Origin of the sequence: Chromobacterium sphagni (genome assembly GCF_001855555.1) — a bacterium.
Lineage (GTDB): Bacteria > Pseudomonadota > Gammaproteobacteria > Burkholderiales > Chromobacteriaceae > Chromobacterium > Chromobacterium sphagni.
On sequence record NZ_MKCT01000001.1, the window covers coordinates 400,818 to 421,131 of the forward strand.

22 protein-coding genes and 1 pseudogene are annotated in these 20,314 nt (G+C 67.3%); 15 read left to right on the forward strand and 8 right to left on the reverse strand.

The features are described 5' to 3' along the window. Positions 1 to 12: 12 nt before the first annotated feature. From BI344_RS01965 to BI344_RS01975, 3 genes are read left to right on the forward strand one after another with little or no spacing between them, the layout of a single operon-like run. Positions 13 to 336: a RebB family R body protein gene (locus tag BI344_RS01965; RefSeq protein ID WP_071111280.1), complete on the forward strand. Its 324-nt coding sequence runs from the start codon at positions 13 to 15 to the stop codon at positions 334 to 336. 25 nt (positions 337 to 361) lie between these two features. Then, on the forward strand, positions 362 to 685 hold the full coding sequence (locus BI344_RS01970; RefSeq protein WP_071111281.1) for a RebB family R body protein: 324 nt from the start codon (positions 362 to 364) through the stop codon (positions 683 to 685). A 32-nt stretch (positions 686 to 717) separates the two neighbouring features. Then, positions 718 to 1,044 carry a RebB family R body protein gene (locus tag BI344_RS01975; protein ID WP_071111282.1) on the forward strand — a complete coding sequence of 109 codons (327 nt, stop codon included), beginning with the start codon at positions 718 to 720 and terminating at the stop codon, positions 1,042 to 1,044. A gap of 65 nt (positions 1,045 to 1,109) precedes the next feature. On the opposite strand, the gene BI344_RS01980 is transcribed toward BI344_RS01975, so the two are convergent. Next, the gene (locus tag BI344_RS01980) at positions 1,110 to 2,018 is read right to left on the reverse strand and encodes a LysR family transcriptional regulator (protein ID WP_241499231.1); all 909 of its coding nucleotides are present in this window, start codon (positions 2,016 to 2,018) and stop codon (positions 1,110 to 1,112) included. A gap of 82 nt (positions 2,019 to 2,100) precedes the next feature. Between BI344_RS01980 and BI344_RS01985 the strand changes: the two genes are divergently transcribed. Next, entirely contained in the window at positions 2,101 to 3,498 is a 1,398-nt protein-coding gene (locus tag BI344_RS01985) for an MFS transporter (RefSeq protein WP_071111283.1), read from the forward strand. A 183-nt stretch (positions 3,499 to 3,681) separates the two neighbouring features. Beyond that, positions 3,682 to 4,608, forward strand: a complete 927-nt coding sequence (locus tag BI344_RS01990) for a LysR family transcriptional regulator (protein ID WP_241499232.1) — start codon at positions 3,682 to 3,684, stop codon at positions 4,606 to 4,608. Positions 4,609 to 4,611: 3 nt separating this feature from the next. On the opposite strand, the gene BI344_RS01995 is transcribed toward BI344_RS01990, so the two are convergent. Beyond that, positions 4,612 to 5,520: a LysR family transcriptional regulator gene (locus tag BI344_RS01995; RefSeq protein WP_071111285.1), complete on the reverse strand. Its 909-nt coding sequence runs from the start codon at positions 5,518 to 5,520 to the stop codon at positions 4,612 to 4,614. A 134-nt stretch (positions 5,521 to 5,654) separates the two neighbouring features. Here BI344_RS01995 and BI344_RS02000 point away from each other — a divergent pair, with 134 nt between their 5' ends. Then, positions 5,655 to 6,293, forward strand: coding sequence for an NAD(P)-dependent oxidoreductase (locus BI344_RS02000; protein WP_071111286.1), 639 nt, complete (start codon positions 5,655 to 5,657; stop codon positions 6,291 to 6,293). Between the two features lie 52 nt (positions 6,294 to 6,345). On the opposite strand, the gene BI344_RS02005 is transcribed toward BI344_RS02000, so the two are convergent. Both BI344_RS02005 and BI344_RS02010 read right to left on the reverse strand, forming a co-directional pair. Then, positions 6,346 to 6,750, reverse strand: a complete 405-nt coding sequence (locus tag BI344_RS02005; protein WP_071111287.1) for a DUF4440 domain-containing protein — start codon at positions 6,748 to 6,750, stop codon at positions 6,346 to 6,348. Positions 6,751 to 6,764: 14 nt separating this feature from the next. Further along, positions 6,765 to 8,171: an MFS transporter gene (locus tag BI344_RS02010; protein ID WP_071111288.1), complete on the reverse strand. Its 1,407-nt coding sequence runs from the start codon at positions 8,169 to 8,171 to the stop codon at positions 6,765 to 6,767. Positions 8,172 to 8,285: 114 nt separating this feature from the next. Here BI344_RS02010 and BI344_RS02015 point away from each other — a divergent pair, with 114 nt between their 5' ends. After that, positions 8,286 to 9,221, forward strand: coding sequence for a LysR family transcriptional regulator (locus BI344_RS02015; protein WP_071111289.1), 936 nt, complete (start codon positions 8,286 to 8,288; stop codon positions 9,219 to 9,221). On the opposite strand, the gene BI344_RS02020 is transcribed toward BI344_RS02015, so the two are convergent. The 3 genes from BI344_RS02020 to BI344_RS02030 form a co-directional block, all read right to left on the reverse strand. After that, positions 9,211 to 11,145 carry a methyl-accepting chemotaxis protein gene (locus BI344_RS02020; RefSeq protein ID WP_071111290.1) on the reverse strand — a complete coding sequence of 645 codons (1,935 nt, stop codon included), beginning with the start codon at positions 11,143 to 11,145 and terminating at the stop codon, positions 9,211 to 9,213. The two genes, BI344_RS02015 and BI344_RS02020, sit on opposite strands and share 11 nt — an antisense overlap. A gap of 361 nt (positions 11,146 to 11,506) precedes the next feature. Next, the gene (locus BI344_RS02025) at positions 11,507 to 12,016 is read right to left on the reverse strand and encodes a DinB family protein (protein ID WP_071111291.1); all 510 of its coding nucleotides are present in this window, start codon (positions 12,014 to 12,016) and stop codon (positions 11,507 to 11,509) included. A gap of 73 nt (positions 12,017 to 12,089) precedes the next feature. Further along, positions 12,090 to 12,710, reverse strand: a complete 621-nt coding sequence (locus tag BI344_RS02030) for a TetR/AcrR family transcriptional regulator (RefSeq protein ID WP_071111292.1) — start codon at positions 12,708 to 12,710, stop codon at positions 12,090 to 12,092. A 139-nt stretch (positions 12,711 to 12,849) separates the two neighbouring features. On the opposite strand from BI344_RS02030, the pseudogene BI344_RS02035 reads away from it, so the two are divergent. From BI344_RS02035 to BI344_RS02060, 6 genes and pseudogenes are all read left to right on the forward strand, one after another. Beyond that, positions 12,850 to 13,453, forward strand: a pseudogene (locus BI344_RS02035) (DUF1365 family protein). Beyond that, the gene (locus BI344_RS02040; RefSeq protein WP_071111294.1) at positions 13,450 to 14,652 is read left to right on the forward strand and encodes an SAM-dependent methyltransferase; all 1,203 of its coding nucleotides are present in this window, start codon (positions 13,450 to 13,452) and stop codon (positions 14,650 to 14,652) included. Before BI344_RS02035 ends, BI344_RS02040 begins: the two are co-directional and overlap by 4 nt. 2 nt (positions 14,653 to 14,654) lie before the next feature. After that, complete coding sequence (locus BI344_RS02045) at positions 14,655 to 15,173, forward strand: DUF3833 domain-containing protein (protein WP_071111295.1); 519 nt, start codon at positions 14,655 to 14,657, stop codon at positions 15,171 to 15,173. Positions 15,174 to 15,176: 3 nt separating this feature from the next. After that, positions 15,177 to 15,956 carry an SDR family NAD(P)-dependent oxidoreductase gene (locus BI344_RS02050; RefSeq protein WP_071111296.1) on the forward strand — a complete coding sequence of 260 codons (780 nt, stop codon included), beginning with the start codon at positions 15,177 to 15,179 and terminating at the stop codon, positions 15,954 to 15,956. Further along, positions 15,953 to 16,384 carry a nuclear transport factor 2 family protein gene (locus BI344_RS02055; RefSeq protein WP_071111297.1) on the forward strand — a complete coding sequence of 144 codons (432 nt, stop codon included), beginning with the start codon at positions 15,953 to 15,955 and terminating at the stop codon, positions 16,382 to 16,384. Before BI344_RS02050 ends, BI344_RS02055 begins: the two co-directional genes overlap by 4 nt. A 25-nt stretch (positions 16,385 to 16,409) precedes the next feature. Beyond that, on the forward strand, positions 16,410 to 16,955 hold the full coding sequence (locus BI344_RS02060; protein WP_071111298.1) for a lipocalin family protein: 546 nt from the start codon (positions 16,410 to 16,412) through the stop codon (positions 16,953 to 16,955). On the opposite strand, the gene BI344_RS02065 is transcribed toward BI344_RS02060, so the two are convergent. Next, positions 16,952 to 17,554 carry a TetR/AcrR family transcriptional regulator gene (locus tag BI344_RS02065; RefSeq protein WP_071111299.1) on the reverse strand — a complete coding sequence of 201 codons (603 nt, stop codon included), beginning with the start codon at positions 17,552 to 17,554 and terminating at the stop codon, positions 16,952 to 16,954. The two genes, BI344_RS02060 and BI344_RS02065, sit on opposite strands and share 4 nt — an antisense overlap. 115 nt (positions 17,555 to 17,669) lie before the next feature. On the opposite strand from BI344_RS02065, the gene BI344_RS02070 reads away from it, so the two are divergent. Further along, positions 17,670 to 19,130: an efflux transporter outer membrane subunit gene (locus BI344_RS02070; RefSeq protein WP_071111300.1), complete on the forward strand. Its 1,461-nt coding sequence runs from the start codon at positions 17,670 to 17,672 to the stop codon at positions 19,128 to 19,130. A gap of 34 nt (positions 19,131 to 19,164) precedes the next feature. Further along, positions 19,165 to 20,307 (forward strand): HlyD family secretion protein, encoded by a 1,143-nt coding sequence (locus BI344_RS02075; RefSeq protein WP_071111301.1) that lies wholly within the window; start codon positions 19,165 to 19,167, stop codon positions 20,305 to 20,307. The last annotated feature ends 7 nt before the right edge of the window (positions 20,308 to 20,314 follow it).

Consider the following 20,314-nt stretch of genomic DNA (forward strand, 5'->3'; position numbering starts at 1 on the left):
CGGAGCTAACTCATGGCCAACAACACCGCCGTAAACAGCCAAATCACCGATGCCGTCACCCAATCCAACGTCAAGGTGCTGGGCGAAGCGCCCGCTATGGCAATGGGATCGCTGTTCCAGACCGCGTCCCACTCCACGGGCATCTTGTTCGAAAACGCCGTGTCGGCCCAGCAGCAGCAGAACACGTTGGGCCAGGCCGCCGCCAACACCGGCGTGATGCAGATCTATAGCGTGGACACCATGGCCGACGCCGCCGGCACCGAAAAGGTCAGCCAGGCCGGCGTGGCCGACAACCTGAGCAGCCTGATGACGGTGCTGCAATCGTTCCGCCGCTAAGGCGCTCCCGGCAAGGAGATAAGATATGGCTTACACCGCAGTAAACGACCAGATCACCGACGCCGTCACCCAGACCAACGTCAAGGTGTTGGCCGAAGGCCCGGCCATGGCGATGGGCTCGCTGTTCCAGACCGCATCCCACTCCACCGGCATCCTGTTCGAAAACGCGGTCTCGGCCCGGCAGCAGCAGAACACGCTGAGCCAGGCCGCCGCCAATACCGGCGTGATGCAGATCTACAGCCTGGACACCATGGCCGACGCCGCCGCCACCGAGAAGGTCAGCCAGGCCGGCATTCCGGACAATCTGTCCAGCCTGATGACCGTGCTGCAATCCTTCCAGAACCGCTGATCCTTCATTCAAACTAAACCAGGAGACACAAAATGGCATTTCCGACTTCCGTCAACAACCAGATCACCGACGCCGTCACCCAAAGCAACGTGAAAGTGCTGGGAGAAGCCCCGGCGATGGCGATGGGTTCGATCTACCAGACCATGGCGCACTCGACCGGCATCCTGTTCGAGAACTCCGTGTCGGCCCAGCAGCAGCAGAACACGCTGGCGCAGGCCGCCGCCAATATGGGCGTGATGCAGATCTACAGCATGAACACCATGGCCGGCGCCGCCGCCACCGAGAAAGTCGCCCAGGGCGGCGTCGCCGACAACCTGACCAGCCTGCTGACTGTGCTACAGAGCTTCCAGAACCGCTGATCGGCGCCTCCCATCTACCCTGCTTGCACTCCGCCCCGGTCACGGGGCGCTTTTTTTGCTTCGCCTCATCCGGTCTGCCCAGCCCCAAACGCCGCCGCGATCGCCTCCACCGCCGCTCTCACCCGCGCCACCTTCTGCAGATCCGGGTGCAGCACCAGCCACATCTCCACCTGGTCCACATGATCCGGCCAGACGCGCTGCAAGCCGGCGTCATGGTCGGCGATGAAGGCGGACAGCAGCGCGATGCCCATGCCCTGCAGCGCCGCCTGCCTCAGCGTCAGCTGCGAATTGGCCTGCAGCGCGATGCGCGCCTGGCCGATGTCCTCGCCGCACAACTGCTGCCAGTGGCGCGGCACCGTGCCGCGCGGAAACATCAGCAACTCATGCCCGGCGAAACCGCCGCCCGGCTGCGGCCGGCCGCGCCGCGCCAGGTAGTCGTCCGACGCGTACAACCCCATCTCGATGGTGGCCAGCTTGCGGATCAGCAAATCGCCCTTCTGCGGCCGCAGGCTGCGGATCGCCAGGTCCGCCTCGCCGGCCGCCACGTCGCTCAGGCCCAGCCCGGTGCTGAGGGTGAACTCCAACTCGGGATGGCTGCGGCTGAGACGGGCCAGCGCCGGGATGACGAAGCTTTCCGCCACGGTGTCGGTGGCGGCGATGTGCACCGGCCCGGCCAATTGCTGGTCGCTCTGCGCCGCCTTGCGGCCGAAGGCCTCGGCCGCAGCCTCCATTCTTTCCGCGTCCGCCAGCAGCATGCGGCCGGCCTCGCTCAACTGGTAGCCCTGCGGCGTGCGCAGGAACAGGCGGCTGCCGATCTCGGATTCGAAAGCCTGCAGCCGCCGCCCCACCGTGGCCTGGTCCACCTCCAGCCGTTGCGCCGCGCCGCGCAGGCTGCCGGCGCGCGCCAGCGCCAGGAAGTAACGCGCATTGTCCCAGTTCATCGCATCCGCTCCGTCATTGATGCGAAATTGCATCACCATTCGTCATATTTTTCTATATTTACGCATCACATTATCGCCTAACATGGCCGGGTTTCCTTCGCCAACGGATAGTTCCATGCCTCATCGCCCCATCCTCCAAACCGGCCTGGCCACGCTATTGACGCTAAGCGCCGGCATGTTCATGGCGATACTCGACACCAATATCGTCAACCTGGCGCTGCCGGAACTGCAGCGCGGCCTGCACGCCAGCCTCAGCCAGCTCACCTGGGTGGTGGACGCCTATGTGCTGACCTTCGCCGGCCTGATGCTCAGCGCCGGCTGGCTGGCCGACCGCCTGGGCGCGCGCAGGGTGTTCGCCTGGGGCCTGGGCCTGTTCGTGCTGACCTCCCTGCTGTGCGGCCTGGCCGCCAATGTGGAGATGCTGATCGCCGCGCGCCTGCTGCAGGGCATGGCGGCGGCGCTGTTCATGCCCAGCTCGCTGGGCCTGCTGCGCCACGCCTTTCCGCAGCCGGCGGAACGCGCCCGCGCCGTGGGCATTTTTGGCGGCCTGGTGGCTACCGCCGCCGCCGCCGGGCCGGTATTGGGCGGGCTGATCCTGGGGCCGTTGGGCTGGCGCGGCGCCTTCCTGATCAATGTGCCGGTGGGCCTGGCCGCATTGCTGGCGGTGGCGCGCACCGTGCCGGCCCAGCCGGCCGCGCCGGCACGCCAGGCCGATGTTCCCGGCCAACTGTCCGGCATGCTGACCCTGCTGCTGGCCTGCTATGCGCTGATTGAAGGGCCGCATCTGGCCGGCGGCTGGCCGCTGCCGGCGCTGCTGGCCGCCGCGGCCGCCTCCGCCCTGCTGTTCTGGCGACTGGAGCGCCGCAATCCGCAGGCGATGGTACCGCCGCGGCTGTTTCAACACCCGGCCTTCGCCGCCGCCAACTGGGTGGGCTTCGTCATCGGCGTCGCCTATTTCGGCAGCCTGCTGCTGCTCAGCCTCTACCTGCAGCAAGGCCTGCATCTGGACGCGCTGCGGGCGGGATTGGCGCTGCTGCCGCTAGCGCTGTGCCTGACCGCGGGCAATATCATCGCCGGCCGGCTGCTGCCTAGAATCGGCGCGCGCCGCCAGATCCGCGATGGCCTGTTGCTGGCCGCCGCCGGCTACCTGCTCCTGGCGCTGGCCAGCTTCCACAGCCTGCCCTGGCAACTGGCGGCGATGCTGCCGCTGGCGCTGGGCAACGCGCTGGCCATCGCGCCGATGACGGCGACAGTGCTGGAGAGCGCGCCGCCGCAAATGGGCAGCACCGCCTCGGCCGTGCTCAACGCCATCCGCCAGACTGGCGCGCTGGTGGGCACCGCCGGCGCGGCGCTGATCACCGGCCGCTGCGCCAATCTGCAGCAGGCGCTGCTCTGGGGCATGGCGCTGGCCGCGCTGGCCTCGCTCAGCGGCGCGCTTGCGGCGTCGCGCATCCGCCAGCCACAGGATCATGCCGCTCAGAACACGTTGCGGCGGATTTCCGCCTCCCAATGATGCCGCTGGCAGACGCGGCGGCATTGGGCGATCTCGCGCTGGAACAGCCAGGGATAGAGTCGGTACAGGTAACGCATCGCGTGCCTCGTTTCTGATGACATATTGTCGATGCGTGCTAGGATAGTTCCGGAAATACTCCGAATAAACGCGCCATTCCGGATTGATTGTCCTGATATGAAAACAATGCCCTCCCCCGACAAGCTGCTGGCCTTCGACGCGCTGGCGCGCGGCGGCAGCTTCACCGCAGCCGCCGAGCTGCTGGACTGCCACAAGAGCCTGATCAGCGCCCGCGTCAAGGAACTGGAGCAGGAACTGGGCGCGGTGCTGGTGCTGCGCACCACCCGCAAGGTGGCGCTGACCGAAGCCGGAGAAAGGCTGAAGCCGCATGCGGCGCGGCTGCGCGAAATGCTGGCCCAGGCCAGGATGGCGGTGGACCAGACCCAGTGCGATATGGAGGGGCCGCTGACGGTGAGCACCACGTCGTCGCTGGCGGAGCATGTGCTGGGACCGATATTGAGCGACATGTCCGAGGAATATCCGGCGCTGCAGTTGTCGCTGCAAGTCAACAACCAGCTGCAGGACCCGATCAGCAATGTGCTGGATTTCTGCTTGCGCTCGGCGCGCTCGCACAAGGTGCACGACGACAGGCTGGTGGCGCGGCTGGCGGGCTACGCCCGGGAGAACCTGTACGCCTCGCCGGCCTATCTGGAACGCCATCCGCCCATCCTGCAGCCCGCCGACCTGGCGCGGCACCGGCTGCTGCTGCTGGAGTCGGAGCAGAAAAACGGCCTGGCGCTGCAATCCGGCGAAAACATCGTCCGCCAGCCGGTGGCCGCCCGGCTGTATCTGAACAGCTACCCCTTGCGCTCCGAGCTGGCGCAGGCCGGCCACGGCATCACGCTGCTGGCCGACTATTCGGTGCAGCAACAGCTGCAAAGCGGCGCGCTGCGGCAAGTTCTGCCGGACTGGCACTGCGACTATTGGCCTATCTACCTGGTACACCCGTTCCGCACGCCCTTGTCGCGCAAGTACCAGGCCTTCATCGATTACACGCTGCCGCGGGTGCGCGCCGCCCTGCCGGACAATCAGCGCCGCAGCGGACGCGAGTAGGGTCTAGGCCGGCCGCGCCAGGAACACCCGGTAAAATTCGACGAAGGCGCGCACGCTGGCCGGCGCATGGCGGCCGGGCGGGAACACCGCGTAGACGCCGCCCTTGGGCAAGGTCCATTGCGGCAACACATGCACCAGCCGCCCCTCGCGGATGTCGTCCTGCACGCTGAAGGAATCCAGCACCGACAGGCCGGCGCCGGCCAGCAGCAGCGTGCGCAAGGACGCGCCGGAATCCACCTTGAGCCGCGAACGCATCCGCACCGGGGCTTCCGCGCCGTCGGCGGCGACAAAGCGCCAGGTCAGCGGCGTCTTCAGCAGCGTCAGCGCCACCCAGTCGTGATCGGCCAGGTCTTCCGGCCTTTGCGGCAGGCCACGCCGCAGCAGGTAATCGGGCGAAGCCACCAGTTGCTGGGCGAACTCCCCCAGCTTCAGCGCCCGCAACGATGAATCGCGCAATGTGCCCAGGCGGATGGCCAGGTCCATGCCCTCGGCCACCAGGTCCACCATCCGGTCATTGGCGTGCAGCTCCAGCTGCAGTTCCGGATGCAGGTGGACGAACTGCGCCACCGCCGGCGCCACCGACTCCACCATATGCCCCACCGGCGCGGTGAGGCGCAGCACGCCGGACAGCGCCGCCGCGCCGTGACCGGCCTGCAGCAGCGCCTCGCGCAGGGCCGCCAGCGCCGGCTGCGCGTCCAGGTACAGGGCCTGGCCGGCCTCAGTCAGCTTCACCCGGCGCGTGGTGCGGGTGAACAGCGTCGCGCCCAGCTGCGCCTCCAGCCGCCCCACCTGCAGGCTGACATTGGCCTTGGTCATTCCCAGCCGTTCGGCGGCGGCGGTAAAACCGCCGGCCTCCGCCACCACGGTGAAGATCTGCAAACCTTCCAGATTGTGTTCCGCGCCGCGCTTCATCGTAATTGTCAATTATTTGATAACAATCATTTATGATAACAGCTGTTTATCGAATCAATGCAACAGCGCATGATGACGTCCATCAGCGCTGCACCGCGGCGCACCCAAGCAAACTTGATTGAAGGAGTCACACCATGAAAATCGCTCTGATCGGCGCCAGCGGCTATGTCGGTTCCGCCCTGTTGCAAGAAGCGCTGCAACGCGGCCACCACGTCACCGCCTTGGTATCGCGTCCGGAACGCATCGAGGCGCAAGCCAATCTGACCGCGGTGAAAACCGACGTGCAGGACAGCGCCGCCCTGGCCGCGCAGCTGCAAGGCTTCGACGCCGTGCTCAGCGCCTTCAGCGGCCACGCCCAGGCCGAACAGTTCGACTACTTCGTCAAGGGCATCCGCTCCATCGTCGCCGCGGCCAAGGCCGCCAAAGCCCCGCGCCTATTGGTGGTCGGCGGCGCCGGCAGCCTGGAAGTGGCCCCCGGCGTGCAACTGGTGGATACCCCGGAATTCCCGGAACAATGGAAGGCCTCGGCGCTGGGCGCCCGCGAAGCGCTGAACCTGCTGCGCGCCGAAACCGAACTGAACTGGACGCTGCTGAGCCCGTCGGCGATGCTGCAGCCGGGCGAGCGCACCGGCAAGTTCCGCCTGGGCAAGGACCAGCTGCTGGTTGACGAAGCCGGCAACAGCCACATCTCGGTGCAGGACTACGCCGTCGCGATGATAGACGAGCTGGAAAAGGCCGAACATCAACGCAGCCGCTTCACCGTAGGCTACTAAGCCGGCCTGGCCGCCTCCCGGCGGCCATGGCCCCGCGCCAACCGGCAGCGCCTTATCCGGGCCTGCCGGTTTCCTGCAGATGGCGCCAGCGCCAGCCGCCGGCGCCGTCCCTTTGTAGCGCTACGCTCGCCAGCCGGTAATTGCCGCTGCCGTCGCCCAGCGTCTGGGTTTCGCCGTACGCCACCATCGCGCAGTCCGGCCCCGGCCACACCAGCTCCATTCCATCCAGCGCAATCGCCAGACCCGGCCGGCTGCCCGCCGCCACCTCGAAGAAAGCGCACAAACCGTCACGGTCCAGCCGCTCGCCCCGCGGCGTGATCATGGAAAACTCCGGCGCGAAGCACGCCATCAGCGCCTCCAATTCCCGGGCCGACTGCGGCCCGTCGCCCAGCCAATGCTGGATCTGCGTTAGCGTGTCGGCGACGCAGGCGAAGACTTCGGATGCTTCTTGGTTCATGCACACTCTCCTCTTCAAGGCTGCCGCAGCAGCTGCAATACCGTCCGGTTGCCGATGCGTCCGCCCAGCCACAGGGGCAGCAGCATGCCGGCGGCGGCGATGAGAAAACACAGGTGGAACACTTCGGTGGCCGCTTCGCGCCAGGCCGGCTGCGCCGGGTCGACGACCCCGCGCCAGGCCAGCAATAGATTGAGCAGCATGCTGAGCGCCGCCATGCCCAGGCAGAAGCTGACCTGGCGGTTGATGTTCCACAGCGCGCTGGCCTCGCCCATCCGCTCCGGCGCCACCCGCAGAAAAGCGGTGCTCTGGCTGGCGCTGCTGCACAAGGTGCCGCCCAGGCCCATCAACAGGTAAGCGGCGGCCAACTGCGGCATCTGCGCCGCCGCGCTCACCCGCCACAGCAACAGGAAACCCAGCGCCTGCGCCAGCACGCCGGCCAGCAGCAAGGGCCGCGGCCCCCGGCGCCGGTAGAGGCGGCCAGTCAGCGAAATGGCGCTGAACGCGCCCAGCGACCACGGCAGCATCAGCATGCCGGCGCTGGCCGCCGCCAGGCCCAACACCTGCTGCAGGTAGAGCATGGCCACCAGGCTGACGCCCATGAAGACGCCGGGCACCAGCAGATACATCAGCATGGCCGAGCGCAACAGCGGCTCGCGCAGCAACTCCAGCCGCAAAATGGGCTGCGGCCAACGCCGCGCATGGCGGACATAGGCCGCCGCAAGACCCAGCCCGGCCAGCAGCGCGACGCCGCCGCGCAACCAGGTTTGCGGCTGCGCCAGCTCGCTCAGCCCCTGCAGCACCGCCAGCAAGGCCAGGCTGCCCAGCAACAGGCCGGCCCAGTCCAGCCGTCCGACCGGCAAGGACTCGCGCTCGTCCCGCAGCCACAGGCAAGCCAGCAGCAAGGGCAAGGCGGCCAGGGGCAGATTGAGGAAGAACACCCAGCGCCAGCCCAGGCTGTCGACGATCAGCCCGCCGACGGCCGGCGACAAGGCCGGAGCCAGCTGCCCCACCAGCAGGATCAGCGCGGTCAGCCCCGGCCGCTCCGCCGGCTGGTACAAACGGTAGGTCATGGTCTGGCCCAGCGGGATCAGCAGGCCGCCGCCCAGGCCCTGCAGCGCGCGCCAGGCGATCAGCTGCGCCAGCGAACCCGCCAGCCCGGCGCCCAGCGAGCCCGCCATGAACAGCAGCAGCGAGGCGATGAATACCCGCTTGCCGCCATAGGCGGCCGCCAGCCAGTTGCCCAGCGGAATCACCACCGTCAGCCCCAGGATGTAGGCGGTGCTGACCCAGGCCAGCGCGGCGACATCGCAGCGGAAAGCCAGCGCGATGTCCGGAAAGGCGACATTGCCGATGAAAAGATTGACCAGGTCGACGAAAAACCCCAGCAGGTACACCGCCGCCACGCGTTTGCGATACTCCATCGCGCATCCTCCAGCATATTCGGAAACGCAGCTTAGCAAGGCTAAAATCACGGAAAAATAGGACAATTACGATTAGAATATCAAAATAATTTTGACAATAACGATGGGAAAGGCATGAGTCTGCAACACTTCAGAATCTTCGTCGCCGTGGTGGACGCCGGCTCGCAGACCGCCGCCGCCGACGCGCTGGGCCTGAGCAAGGCGGTGGTCAGCTTCAACCTCAAGCAGCTGGAAACCGAGCTGGGGGTATCGCTGCTGGCGCGCAGCACCCGCCGGCTGGAGTTGACCGAAACCGGCCGGCGCTTCTACCACGACTGCCAGCAAGTGCTGCAGCAGGCGCAAACGGCGATGGACAACGCGCGACAGCAACATGGCGGCCTGCAAGGCACCCTCAGGCTGAGCGCCACGGTGGAATACGGCCATTACCGCATCTTGCCGGCGCTGGCGGCATTCGCCCGGCTGCATCCGCAGCTGCGCATCCGCCACTCCTCGTCGTCGCAGCAGGCCGACCTGATCTCGGAGCAATTCGACGTGGCGATCCGCCTGGGCACGCTGGTCGACTCCAGTTACCGCGCCCGGCTGATCGAGCGCTTCGACATCTGGCCGCTGGCCTCGCCCAGCTATCTGGCGCAGCCCGGCCGCTCGGTAGACACGCTGGACGACCTGGCTCGGGCCGACTGGCTGGCGCACAGCCGGCTGGCCACGCCGCTGCGCTGGCCGCTGCAAAGGGAGGGCGAGACGGTGGAGCTGGATGTCAGGGGCGGCGCCAGGATAGTCGCCGACACTTCCGGCGCGCTATTGGATTTTGCGCTGCGCGGCTGCGGCGTGGCTCTGCTGCCGGACTGGCTGGCGCGCGAGGCGGTGGCGGCCGGCCGCCTGCGGCGCCTGCTGCCGGAATACGCCTTCCCGCAACAGGGGGTGTACGCGGTCTATCCCGCTACCCGCCACCTGGCGGAGAAAGTTCGGGTGTTCATCGATTTCGTCTGCGGCTACGCCGCAGGGGAGGGTAGCCTGGACCAGCCCTCCCCGCCCGCGCCGCCTACAGCTTGAAGCGGCCCACCACCTGCTCCAGCGCCTGCGACAGCTGCTCCAGATCGGCCACCACCGCGCTGGCGCGGGTGATTTCGGCGTCGGACTGCAGCGCCTGCGACGACATCTGCTCGGCGGTGCGCGCCATGTCCTCGGTGGCCTTGGACTGCTCGCTGGCGGCATCGCGGATTTCCGCCGCCTGGCGCACTACCAGTTGCATGCTGGACTGGATCTCGGAAATCTGGCGTTGCGCCTCCTCGGCCAGCTCCACTCCGCCCCGCACCACGCCGTAGGTTTCGCCGACGCGGGCTTTCGCCTGTCCCGAGCCCTGCTGCATTCCGCCGACCACCTGATCTATCTCCACCGTCGCCTGGCTGGTGCGCTCGGCAAGCTTCCTCACCTCGTCCGCCACCACCGCGAAGCCGCGGCCCTGCTCGCCGGCGCGCGCGGCCTCGATCGCCGCGTTCAACGCCAAGAGATTAGTCTGGTCAGCAATGTCCTTGATCACGCCGGCGATGCTGCCCACCTGCGCCGAGCGGCTTTCCAGCTGCTCCATCACCGCCTTCACCTCGTCCATCGACTGCGCGACCGAACCGATCTCGACGCTGACCTTGCCCACCGCCTGCGCGCTCTGCTCCGACAGCGCGCCCGCCTGCTGCACCGCCTCGGCGGTGCCATGGCAGTTGCCGGCGATATGGCTGACGCTGACCGACAGCTGCTCGATGGTGGCGGCGGTGGTTTCGCTCAGATCGGCATTGTTGCGCGAGCCGGTCGCCAGCCGCTGGGTCATCCGCGACAGCTCGCCGGCGCTGTTGTGCAACTGGCCGCTTTGCGAGCGCACCTGCAGGAACATGCCGCGCAACTGCTCCATGAAGCGGTTGAAGGCGTCGGCCACCTGGCCGGTTTCGTCGCCGCTGTGCACCGGCAGGCGGATGGTCAGGTCGCCGTGGCCGGAACCGAGCGCCCGCATCGCGTTGCGCAGCTGCACCAGCGGCCGGCTGATGAAGCCGGACACCCACCAGATCAGCAGCAGCGACAGCAGCAGCACCACCGCGTCCACCGCCATCACCCACCAGATGGTGCGGGTGACCACGCCGTAGACTTCACCTGCGTCCATCTCCACCACCACGAACCAGTCGGCGTTGGGCATATAGCTGGAGGCGACGATGGTGGGCCCGTTCGGGCCGTTGAAATGCGCCAGGTTGAAGCCGGACTTGTTCAACAACGACGGCGCGACGTCGGCCATACCCGGCAGGCCGGCCAACATGGCCTTGTTCTGCATCATCGCCGGGTCGCGGTGCAGACGCACCTGGCCGGTGGCGTCCACCACATACACTTGGCCGTGCTCGCCCACCGCCATCTTGCGCACGCGCTCGGCCATCGAGGTCACGTCGAAGCCCAGCGCCGCCACCGCGCGATGGCCGCTCTGGCCCTTGTTGGCCAGTACGTTGACGAACATCATCACCTGCTGCTTGCCGGTTTCCGAGCCCAGCGTGAACTGGCTCTCGCGGCCGGAGGCCAGGAAGTCGGCCAGCCACTTGTCGTTGCCCTTGGGATCGGCCTTCACCGTGGCGTGGTCGATGTAGATATTGAGCGTGGCCTCGGAAGTCCAGGAGATGATCGACGCGCCAGAGGTCTGCATCAGTGCCTTGGCGTAGCGTTGCCAGCCAGCCACGCTGGACTCAGGCTCGCCCGCGGCGGTCCAGTCCAACAGATAGGTGTTGGCCGCCATCTGCCGGGTCTGGCTCAAAGGCAGCGCGATGGAGGCGTCCAGCTCGTTGCGGATGCCTTCCACCGTGGCCTTCAGCTCATGCTGCTCCAGCCGCTCGGTCAGCGCGGCCTGGAACATCCGGGTGGACACCACGCCGGCGATCAGCAAGGACGTGAACAGGATCAGCGCCACGCTGACCAGGATTTTTTGTTTGACCGACCAGTTCTTGAACATGCTTGCTGCTTACCTGAATAAGGACTGAAAACGTCCGGTGCCTGGCCCGGACACAACAGCGGCCGGCCACAGCCGCGGGATTGCCCCCGCGCGCTGCGCCAGCCGGAAAAATTACGATGCGGCGCCGCATCGACTGCCCAAATCAGGCTTCAAGCCGCGCCGCTGCAATAGCGGCCGCAATTGTAACAAGCTTGCATATGTTCAATATGAATATTTGCAGCAAGACATCTTCATATTGACTGATTCACGCAACACTCCGCCGCCTCAGGCTTTGCTTGCCATTCGCGTCAGCGACTGGGCACCTCCGCCAAAAGCAAACACCCCGGCTGCTCACGCAGCCGGGGTGTTTTTTCATCCGTGCTCAATCCGCCGCGCGGCGCGCCGGCTGGCTGTCGTGCAGAAAGCGGGTGTAGAGGTCGCGCGGCGGCGCGATGTCCTGCTGCGCCAGGATGCGGCCCGCCGCGCCGCGGTGGTAGCCGCCATGAGTGATCACATGCATCAGCATTTCCTCGCGGCTCATGCTGCCATGGCCGCCGTCGGTGAAGACGAAGTCCAGCCGCTGGGCCAGCCCCTGCTCATCCAGGCCGGCGACATGCGCAAGATACCAGGCGTCGGTTTCGCTCACCGCGGCGCGCAGATCGGCCAATGCGGGCGTTTCTGGGGTATTGGTGGCGGCATAGCCATGTTCCCGCCCCTGCAAATGGGCGGCGAAAATGCTGTCCACCACATGAATATGGTTGAGGATGCGGATGACGCCATGCAGAGCCTCGGCGTGCGCGCCATCCTCCAGCGCCGCCGCCGCGGCGAACAGTTCGTCATTGGCCCAGGCCTTGTAGCGGAACAGCGAGGTCAGCAGGCTGGAGGTGCTCATCTTGCGGCTTTCTGCGCCGGTCGGCGCGTTTCACGGGCAAGTGCGGCATTATCGCACAGGCAGGATTTCAATATCATAAAGCGCCGCGGCCAGACAACCCGCCGAAACCGACAGCCAGCATATGGCCGACAATCTCCTCGTCGGCGTATTTGCCGTACACCCGCAGGTACTCCACCGACGGATCGCAAGTGCGGGCGTAGTAGCTGTACAAGATGACATCGTTGGGCAATTCCGCTCTCAGTTCCCCCACCTTCTTGCCGACGGTGACGATGGCGTCCAGTTGGCGGTGCAGCTTCAGGGCCCGGCTGACGTAGCCCAGGCTGCGCGTCAGCATCGCCCTTACCTGCGGGCTGGTGGACGGCAGGAAGGGCAGCCCACCCTGCAGCCGCGTCCGCAGCGCCCAGGCCAGCAGATCCTGCAGCCGCTGCAACGGCGTCAGCTCGGCGTCCTGCTCTGCCAGATAGGCCATCGCATCGTCCAGCAGGCGGATCATCACTTCAGTAGCCAGCTCGTCCTTGGATTTGAAATGCTTGTACAGGCTGGGCTTGGAGATGCCGGCCTCGCCAGCCACGTCGTCCATCGTCATCAGGTCGAAGCCCTTGCTCGCCAACAGCCGGGTCGTGGCGTCCAGCACCGCCGCCTCCCGGAGTTTGAAGGCTTGGTCCTTGAAGCTGAGCTTGCCGAAAATACTCATTGGTAACACCTTTTACTAATTGGTATCTTTTTTAACAGACAGGTTATATGCTGACTATAAGCAGCTAAGCCGCCGCTGCCAAGCGCTAAACCGTCTGACAGGAACCGCTGTGAACCACTCCAAGCGCCAACGCATCGCCGTGATAGGCTCGGGCATTTCCGGCCTGGGCGCAGCCTATTTCCTCGGCCGCCGCCATCAGCTGACTTTGTTTGAATCGGCCGACTACCTGGGCGGCCACACCCACAGCGTAGACATGGCCGCGCATGGCCGGCAGTTTGCCGTCGACACCGGCCTCCTGGTGTACAACGACCACACCTATCCCAATCTGATCGCGCTGTTCGCCCAGCGCGGCAAGCTGCGCGCGGTGCTGGCCGAGGTCAACAACACCTTAGGCGAACACCACTGCCACCTGCTGAGCCGCCCGGGCGGCGAGACCATCGCCTCCGGCTGCGAGCTGGCCTGCCGCAAGCTGCTGCACCTGTCGCCATTCTGCCAGGTGGAGGGACATTACCGCTTCCGCTTCGCCGAAGACGGCGCGCGAGCGCGCATCGACTACCACGACGATGCCGGCGCGCTGCTCGACACCGTCATCGGCGGCAGACTCATTCCCTTCAGCCCCACCGCGCTGCGCCGTCCGCATCCACTGGCAGGCCGCGCGGCTGTGGCTGAAGAAAGTGCCGTTTTTCCGCAAGCCATCGCCGCCTGCCGCGCCTCTTAGCCACAGCCAGGAGATCCCCCGATGAACGCCACCCATCGCCTTCCCGCCCGACTGTGCGACATCCCGGCCAGCGGCCGCGTCCTGCTGTCGCTGCTCTCCGGCCTGCGCCACGGCAGCCTGCAGCTGATCACCCCGGATGGCGAGGAACTGTGGTTCGGCTCGCCGTATCCGCCCGCCAGCGCCGTGCTGCACCTCAAGCACTGGCAGGCCTGCTCACGGCTCCTGCGCGGCGGCGACATCGGCCTGGCCGAAGCCTACCGCGACGGCCAGCTCGACAGCCCGGACTTCACCGCCCTGCTGCGGCTGGCGCTGAAAAACGAACAAGACATGCATCTGGGCGCGTTGGGCAGCAGCCTGAACAAGCTGTGGCACCGACTGCGCCACTGGCTGCGCGGCAACAGCCGGGGCGGCAGTCAGCGCAACATCCATGCCCATTACGATATCGGCAACGACTTCTACCGGCTGTGGCTGGACGCTGGCTGGACCTACTCCAGCGCCTGGTTCGACGGCGACTACGCGCAAACCCTGGCGGCCGCCCAAAACGCCAAATACCAGCGCATCTGCGAGGCGCTGCAACTGCGGCCCGGCATGCGGGTGCTGGAGATAGGCTGCGGCTGGGGCGGCTTCGCCGAGCATGCCGGGCGCCTGGGCGTGGCGGTGCGCGGCGTCACCATTTCCGACGCCCAGCTCGCGCATGCGCGGCACAGGCTGGCCGGGCAGCCGCTGGCGCAACTGGAATGGCGCGACTACCGCGACCTATCCGGGCAATACGACGCCATCGTGTCGATAGAAATGTTCGAGGCGGTGGGCGAGCGCTACTGGCCCGGCTACTTCGCCACCCTCAAGCGCTGCCTGAAGCCGGGCGGCCGCGCGCTGGTGCAAAGCATCACCATCGACCCGGCGCGCTTCCTGCAATACCGCGCCGGCAGCGACTTCATCCAGACCTTCGTCTTTCCCGGCGGCATGCTGCCCAGCGTGCCGCGCTTCGAGCAACTGGCGGCCAAGTCCGGACTGCCCTGCGTCGACCGGCTGGACTTCGGCCCCGACTACGCCGAGACGCTGCGCCGCTGGCGCGCGGCCTTCGAAACCCGGCTGGACGCGGTGCGCGCTCAGGGCTTCGACGAGGCCTTCATCCGCATCTGGCGGCTGTACCTGTGCTACTGCGAGGCCGGCTTCGACGAAGCCAGCATAGGCGTGTCGCAATTCCTGCTGGCGGGAGACTGAACATGCGCCGCCTCGCCTGCCTGGCCCTGCTGCTGGCCGGCTGCGCCGGCCCCAGGGTGGAGGACTACGCCGCCGCGCAGCCGATTTTCGATCCGGCTCAGTTCTTCCTGGGCAAAACCCAGGCCTGGGGCATGTTCCAGGACCGGCAAGGCCGGCTGGCGAAGCGCTTCAGCGTGGAAATGGACGGCCGTCTGCAAGACGGCGAGCTGGTGCTGGACGAGCGCTTCCTCTACGCCGACGGCAGCCGGCAGCGACGCGTCTGGCGCCTGCGGCACGGCAGCGACGGCCTATGGCACTGCCTGGCCGGCGATGTCGCCGGAGAAGCGCGCGGCGCGGCCGCCGGCAACGCGCTGCACTGGCGCTACCAGCTGCGCTTGCCGGTGGACGGCAACGAGTACCTGGTGGACATGGATGACTGGATGTTCCTGATCGACAAGCGCTCCATGCTCAACCGCGCCAGCATGAGCAAGCTGGGACTGGGCCTGGGCGAAGTCACGCTGTTCTTCCGCAAACCGGAGTAGACCATGGCCCTCACCCTCAACCCCGCCATCGATGACTGGAGCCTGCGCCGGGTCTGGGTGGTAGGCAGCTCCAGCGGCATCGGCGCCGCGCTGGCCGAGCAGTTGCTGCAGGCCGGCGCCGAAGTGATCCTATCCTCCCGCAGCATCGAACCGCTGCGGCGGCTGGCCAACCACTACCCCCGCGCCAGGGTGGAGCCGCTGGACGTCAGCCAGCCGCCGGCCTGGAATGCCGCCTGGCTGTCGCTGCTCCGCCAGGACAAGCTGCCCGACCTGGTGGTGTTCTGCGCCGCCGACTACCGGCCGGAACACATCTGGCAGGTGGAATCCGCGCTGGCGGACCGCACGCTGGCGGTCAATCTGGCCGGCGTCTATTACGGCCTGGAAACCATACTGCCGCACATGCTGGCGCAAGGCCGCGGCGGCATCGCGCTGATCGCCAGCGTGGCCGGCTACGTCGGCCTGCCCGGCGCCGCGGTCTACGGGCCGAGCAAGGCGGCGCTGATCAATCTGGCCGAACTCCTGTACGCCGAGCTCAATCCGCGCGGACTGGCGGTGTATCTGATCAATCCCGGCTTCGTCAAAACCGCGCTCACCGCCCGCAACCACTTCGCCATGCCGGCGCTGTTGACGCCGCCGCAGGCCGCCGGCCATATCCGGCGCGGCCTGGAACGCGGCCGCTTTGAAATCCACTTCCCTTACCGCTTCACGCTGTGGCTGAAGCTGCTGCGGATGCTGCCCTATCGTCTGCGGCTGCCGCTGCTGAAAAGACTGGCCAGAACATGAAACCCGACGACGATTTCCCCGCCCTCTCAGCGCTGCTGGACTGGTACCAGGCGCTGAGTCCGGACAACCTGGGCGACATCGACCGTTACTCTGCGCCGGACGCCCGCCTCAAGGACCCGTTCAACGACGTGGCCGGGGTCCGCGCCATCGAGGCGGTTTTCCGCCACATGTTCCACCGCCTCGCGGCGCCCCGCTTCGTCGTCGCGGCGCTGCGGCAGCGAAACCAGGCCTTCGTCAGCAGGGACTTCCACTTCGGCCTGGGCGGCCGCCAGTACCGCATCCATGGCGGCAGCCACCTGTTCTTCGACGACAGTGGCCTGGTCGACCGGCACCGCGACTACTGGGACGCCGCAGAGGAGCTGCTGCAGAAACTGCCGCTGATCGGCGCGCCGATCGCCTGGCTGCGGCGGCGCCTGGCCGCTGATTGAGCCCGCGGCAGGAAAGGAGGCATCGATGCCCTCACTGAACCGCCCCCTGGCCTGCGCCTGGATGACGGCGCTGACTCTCCTCGCCGGCCGCGGCGTCGCCGCGCCGGAAGACGGCATGCCGGTCAGCGGCTTCGACATCCAGCGCTACCAGGGCCGCTGGTATGAAATCGCCCGGCTGGAGAACCGCGTCGAGCGCGGCCTGACGGCGGTCAGCGCCGACTACAGCCGCAATCCCGACGGCAGCATCCGCATAGTCAACCGCGGCTACGACCCGGCCAGCGGCAGTTGGCGCGTGACGGTGAACCATGCCTGCTTCGACGGCAGCCCGAGCGTGGCCTCGCTCAGGGTAACGTTGCTGGGCCCCCTCTACATCGGCTACCGCGTGGTGGCGCTGGACCCGGACTACCGCTGGGCGGTGGTGATGGGCCCCAGCCGCGGTTACCTGTGGCTGCTGGCGCGCGACAAGCGGCCGGACGACAGCGTGAAGCGCGCCTTCCTCGCCAAGGCTAGGGCGCTGCAGTCGGACATCGGCGGCCTGGTCTGGGTGGAACAGCAACGCGACGACAACTAGGCCGCGCCGTATGCCGCCAGAAACACCTCGACTGCCGCCGCCACCTTGACCGGCCGCTCGGCCTCCGGCGCCAGCTCCTCTATCATCCCGGTCATCAGCGCCGCCTGGCACTCGGCCTGCAACAGGCCGAGCAGGTGCTGCGCCGCCACCATCGGATCGGCCCGGCGCAGCCGCCCGGCCTCCATCTCGTCGGCGAGGAAGCTCGCCAGCTTGCCCCAACCTATCTTGGGGCCGTTCTCGAAGAACAAGCGCCCCACCCTGGAGCGGCTGCCCGCCCCCATCACGATGGCGTGCAGCGCGCGCAGCTCGGGGCTGAACAGCCTGGCGATGAAGAATTCGCCAAAACTGCGCAGCGACTGGCCCAGGTCCGCGCCCGAGGTCAGCCGGGTATAACCCTGCGACATCTCGATGGTCAGCTCGCGCATCACCATCAAAAACAACTCCTCCTTGGACGAGAAGTAGTTATACAGCGTGGCCTTGGAGCCGCCAGCGCGGCTGGATATCTCCGACATCGACGCCGCTTCGTAGCCGCGCTCGATGAATACCTCAGTCGCCGCCGCGACCAATGCCTGCCGCTTGCTTTCGCTTTTTGTCCGCATATCGCCCTCAAAACTGAACCGCTCAGTTTAGTTTTTCTTGACAGAAGAATCCCACCGGTCTTATAACTATACCGTACCGTACAGTTATTGTCTTGGACCGACCGAGCAAAATCCCATGAATACTTTCGCCCCACCCACGATCGCGCCCTGCCGCCCCGGCCTGCTGATAAGCCTGGCGCTGCTCTTGGCCGGCTGCGCCGCGGCGCCCGACCTGGGCCAGCCGCCGCAACCCAAGGCGCTGCCACAATACCAGAACTCGCAAAGCCTGCCCTCCTCCGCCAATGGCCAGTGGGCCGACTCCCAGTGGTGGCGCAAATATGGCGACGCCCAGCTCGACGCGCTGATGGACGAAGCGTTGCGCCAGGCCCCGGATATGGCGGCCGCCCGCGCCCGCGTGGTCCAGGCCGAGGGCCTGGCGCAGCAGGCCGGCGCCGCGCTGCTGCCCGGCGCCGACCTGAACGCCTCCATCAACCGCGCCAAACAAAGCTACAACAACGGCATGCCGGCGGCCTCCGTGCCGCAAGGCTTCAACACCAGCGGACGCGCCACGCTGGACTTCAGCTACGAGCTGGACTTCTGGGGCAAGAACCGCGCGGCCGTCGCCGCCGCCACCTCGGAGCTGACCGCCGCCCAGGCAGACGCCGCCCAGGCGCGGCTGGTGCTGACCACCTCGCTGGCCGCCGGCTATGCCGAACTGGCGCGGCTGTTTGCCGAGCGCGACGCCGCCGCCCAAGCGCTGGACGTGCGCAGCCACACCGCGGCGCTGATGCGGGAGCGGCAACAGCAAGGCATGGAAACGCTGGGCAGCGTGCGCCAGGCCGAATCGCGCGAAGCCGCCGCCCGCGCCGACCTGGAAGCCGCCGACGAGAGCATCGCGCTGCAACGCCACAGCCTGGCGGCCTTGATCGGCGCCGGGCCGGACCGCGGTCTGGCCATCGCCCGGCCGGCATCCGGCCTGTTTCGCGGCCAACAGCTCCCGGCCACGCTGGCGGCCGAGCTGCTGGGCCGCCGACCGGATCTGGCTGCCGCCCGCCTCCGCGCCGAAGCCGCGGGCAAACGCATCGACGTGGCCCAGGCCCAGTTCTACCCCAACGTCAATCTCACCGCCTTCGTCGGCGCCCAGTCGCTGGGGCTGGACCTGTTTGCCAAGAGCGGTTCCGGCATAGCCGGCATCGGCCCGGCGATCAATCTGCCTATTTTCCGCGGCGGCCAATTACAGGGCCAGTACCGCGTGGCCCGCGCCGATTACGACGCCGCCGTCGCCAGCTATGACGCTACCTTGAGCCAGGCGCTGCGCGAAGTGGCCGATGCCGTCAGCAGCCAAGCCGCGCTGACGCCGCAGCTGGAACAACGCCGCCTGGCGCTGCAAACCGCCGATGAGGCCTACCGCGTCAGCCAGAACCGCTACCAGGGCGGCTTGGCCAACTATCTGGACGTGCTGAACACGGAAGACGGCGTCATCGCCAGCCGCCGCAGCCTGGCTTCGCTGGAAGCCCGCCGCTTCTCGCTGGACATCGCGCTGATCAAGGCGCTGGGCGGCGGCTATCAACCATCCGAACAACAGGCCGCCCGCTGAGGCCGCCGGCAAACCCAAACAAGGACTACCCACCATGAGCGAAAACGTACAAGCCCTGCCGGCCTCCGAAGCGCCCGCCGCCGCCGGCAACCCCATGCAACGCAAAAAGCTGTTCACCCTGCTGTTCGGCGCGGTGGCCGCCGCCGCCGTCGCCTACGGCGCTTACTGGACGCTGATCGCCTCCCGCCATGTCAGCACCGACAACGCCTATGTCGCGGCCGAAATCGCCCAACTCACTCCGGAGGTGGCCGGCACCGTCAAGGAAGTGAAAGTGGTGGACACCCAGCCGGTGAAGGCCGGCGACGTGCTGGTGGTGCTGAACGACAACGACGCCCGCCTCAATCTGGCGCAGGCCGAGGCCGAGCTGGCGCGAGCCGAGCGCCGGGTGCAAGGCTATTTCGCCAACGACGAAGGCCTCGCCGCCCAGGCCCAGGCCAGGAGCGCCGACCAGGCGCGCAGCGCGGCGCAGCTGGTTGCGGCGCGCGCCGATCTCGCCCGCGCCAAACTGGACCTGAGTCGGCGCCAGGCGCTGGCGAAGAGCGGATCGGTCTCCGGCGAGGAGCTGAGCAACGCCCAGAACGCTTTCGCCACCGCCGACGCCAGCCTGAAGGCGGCCGAAGCCGCGGCGAAACAGAGCGAGGCCAGCTACCGCGCCGCCGTCGGCTCGCTGAAGGCCAACCAGACCCTCACCGCCGACACCAGCGTCGACACCAATCCGGAAGTGGCGCTGGCGCGCGCCAAACGCGACCAGGCGCGGCTGGATCTGGCCCGCACCGTGATCCGCGCCCAGGTCGACGGCGTGGTGGCGAAGCGGCAGGCCCAGGTGGGCCAGCGGGTGCAGGCCGGCACGCCGCTATTGTCGGTGGTGCCGCTGCAGGACGCGCACGTCGACGCCAACTTCAAGGAAGTGCAATTGAGCAAGGTGCGCGTCGGCCAGCCGGTGGAACTCACCGCCGACCTCTACGGCGGCAAGGTGGTGTACCACGGCAAGGTGGCCGGGCTGTCCGGCGGCTCCGGCGCGGCGTTTGCGATGATTCCGGCGCAGAACGCCACCGGCAACTGGATCAAGGTGGTGCAGCGGCTGCCGGTGCGCATCGCGCTGGATCCGGCCGAGCTGAAGGCGCACCCCTTGCAGGTGGGCCTGTCAATGGAAGCCACCATAGACACCAGCGAGTAAGGAGCCG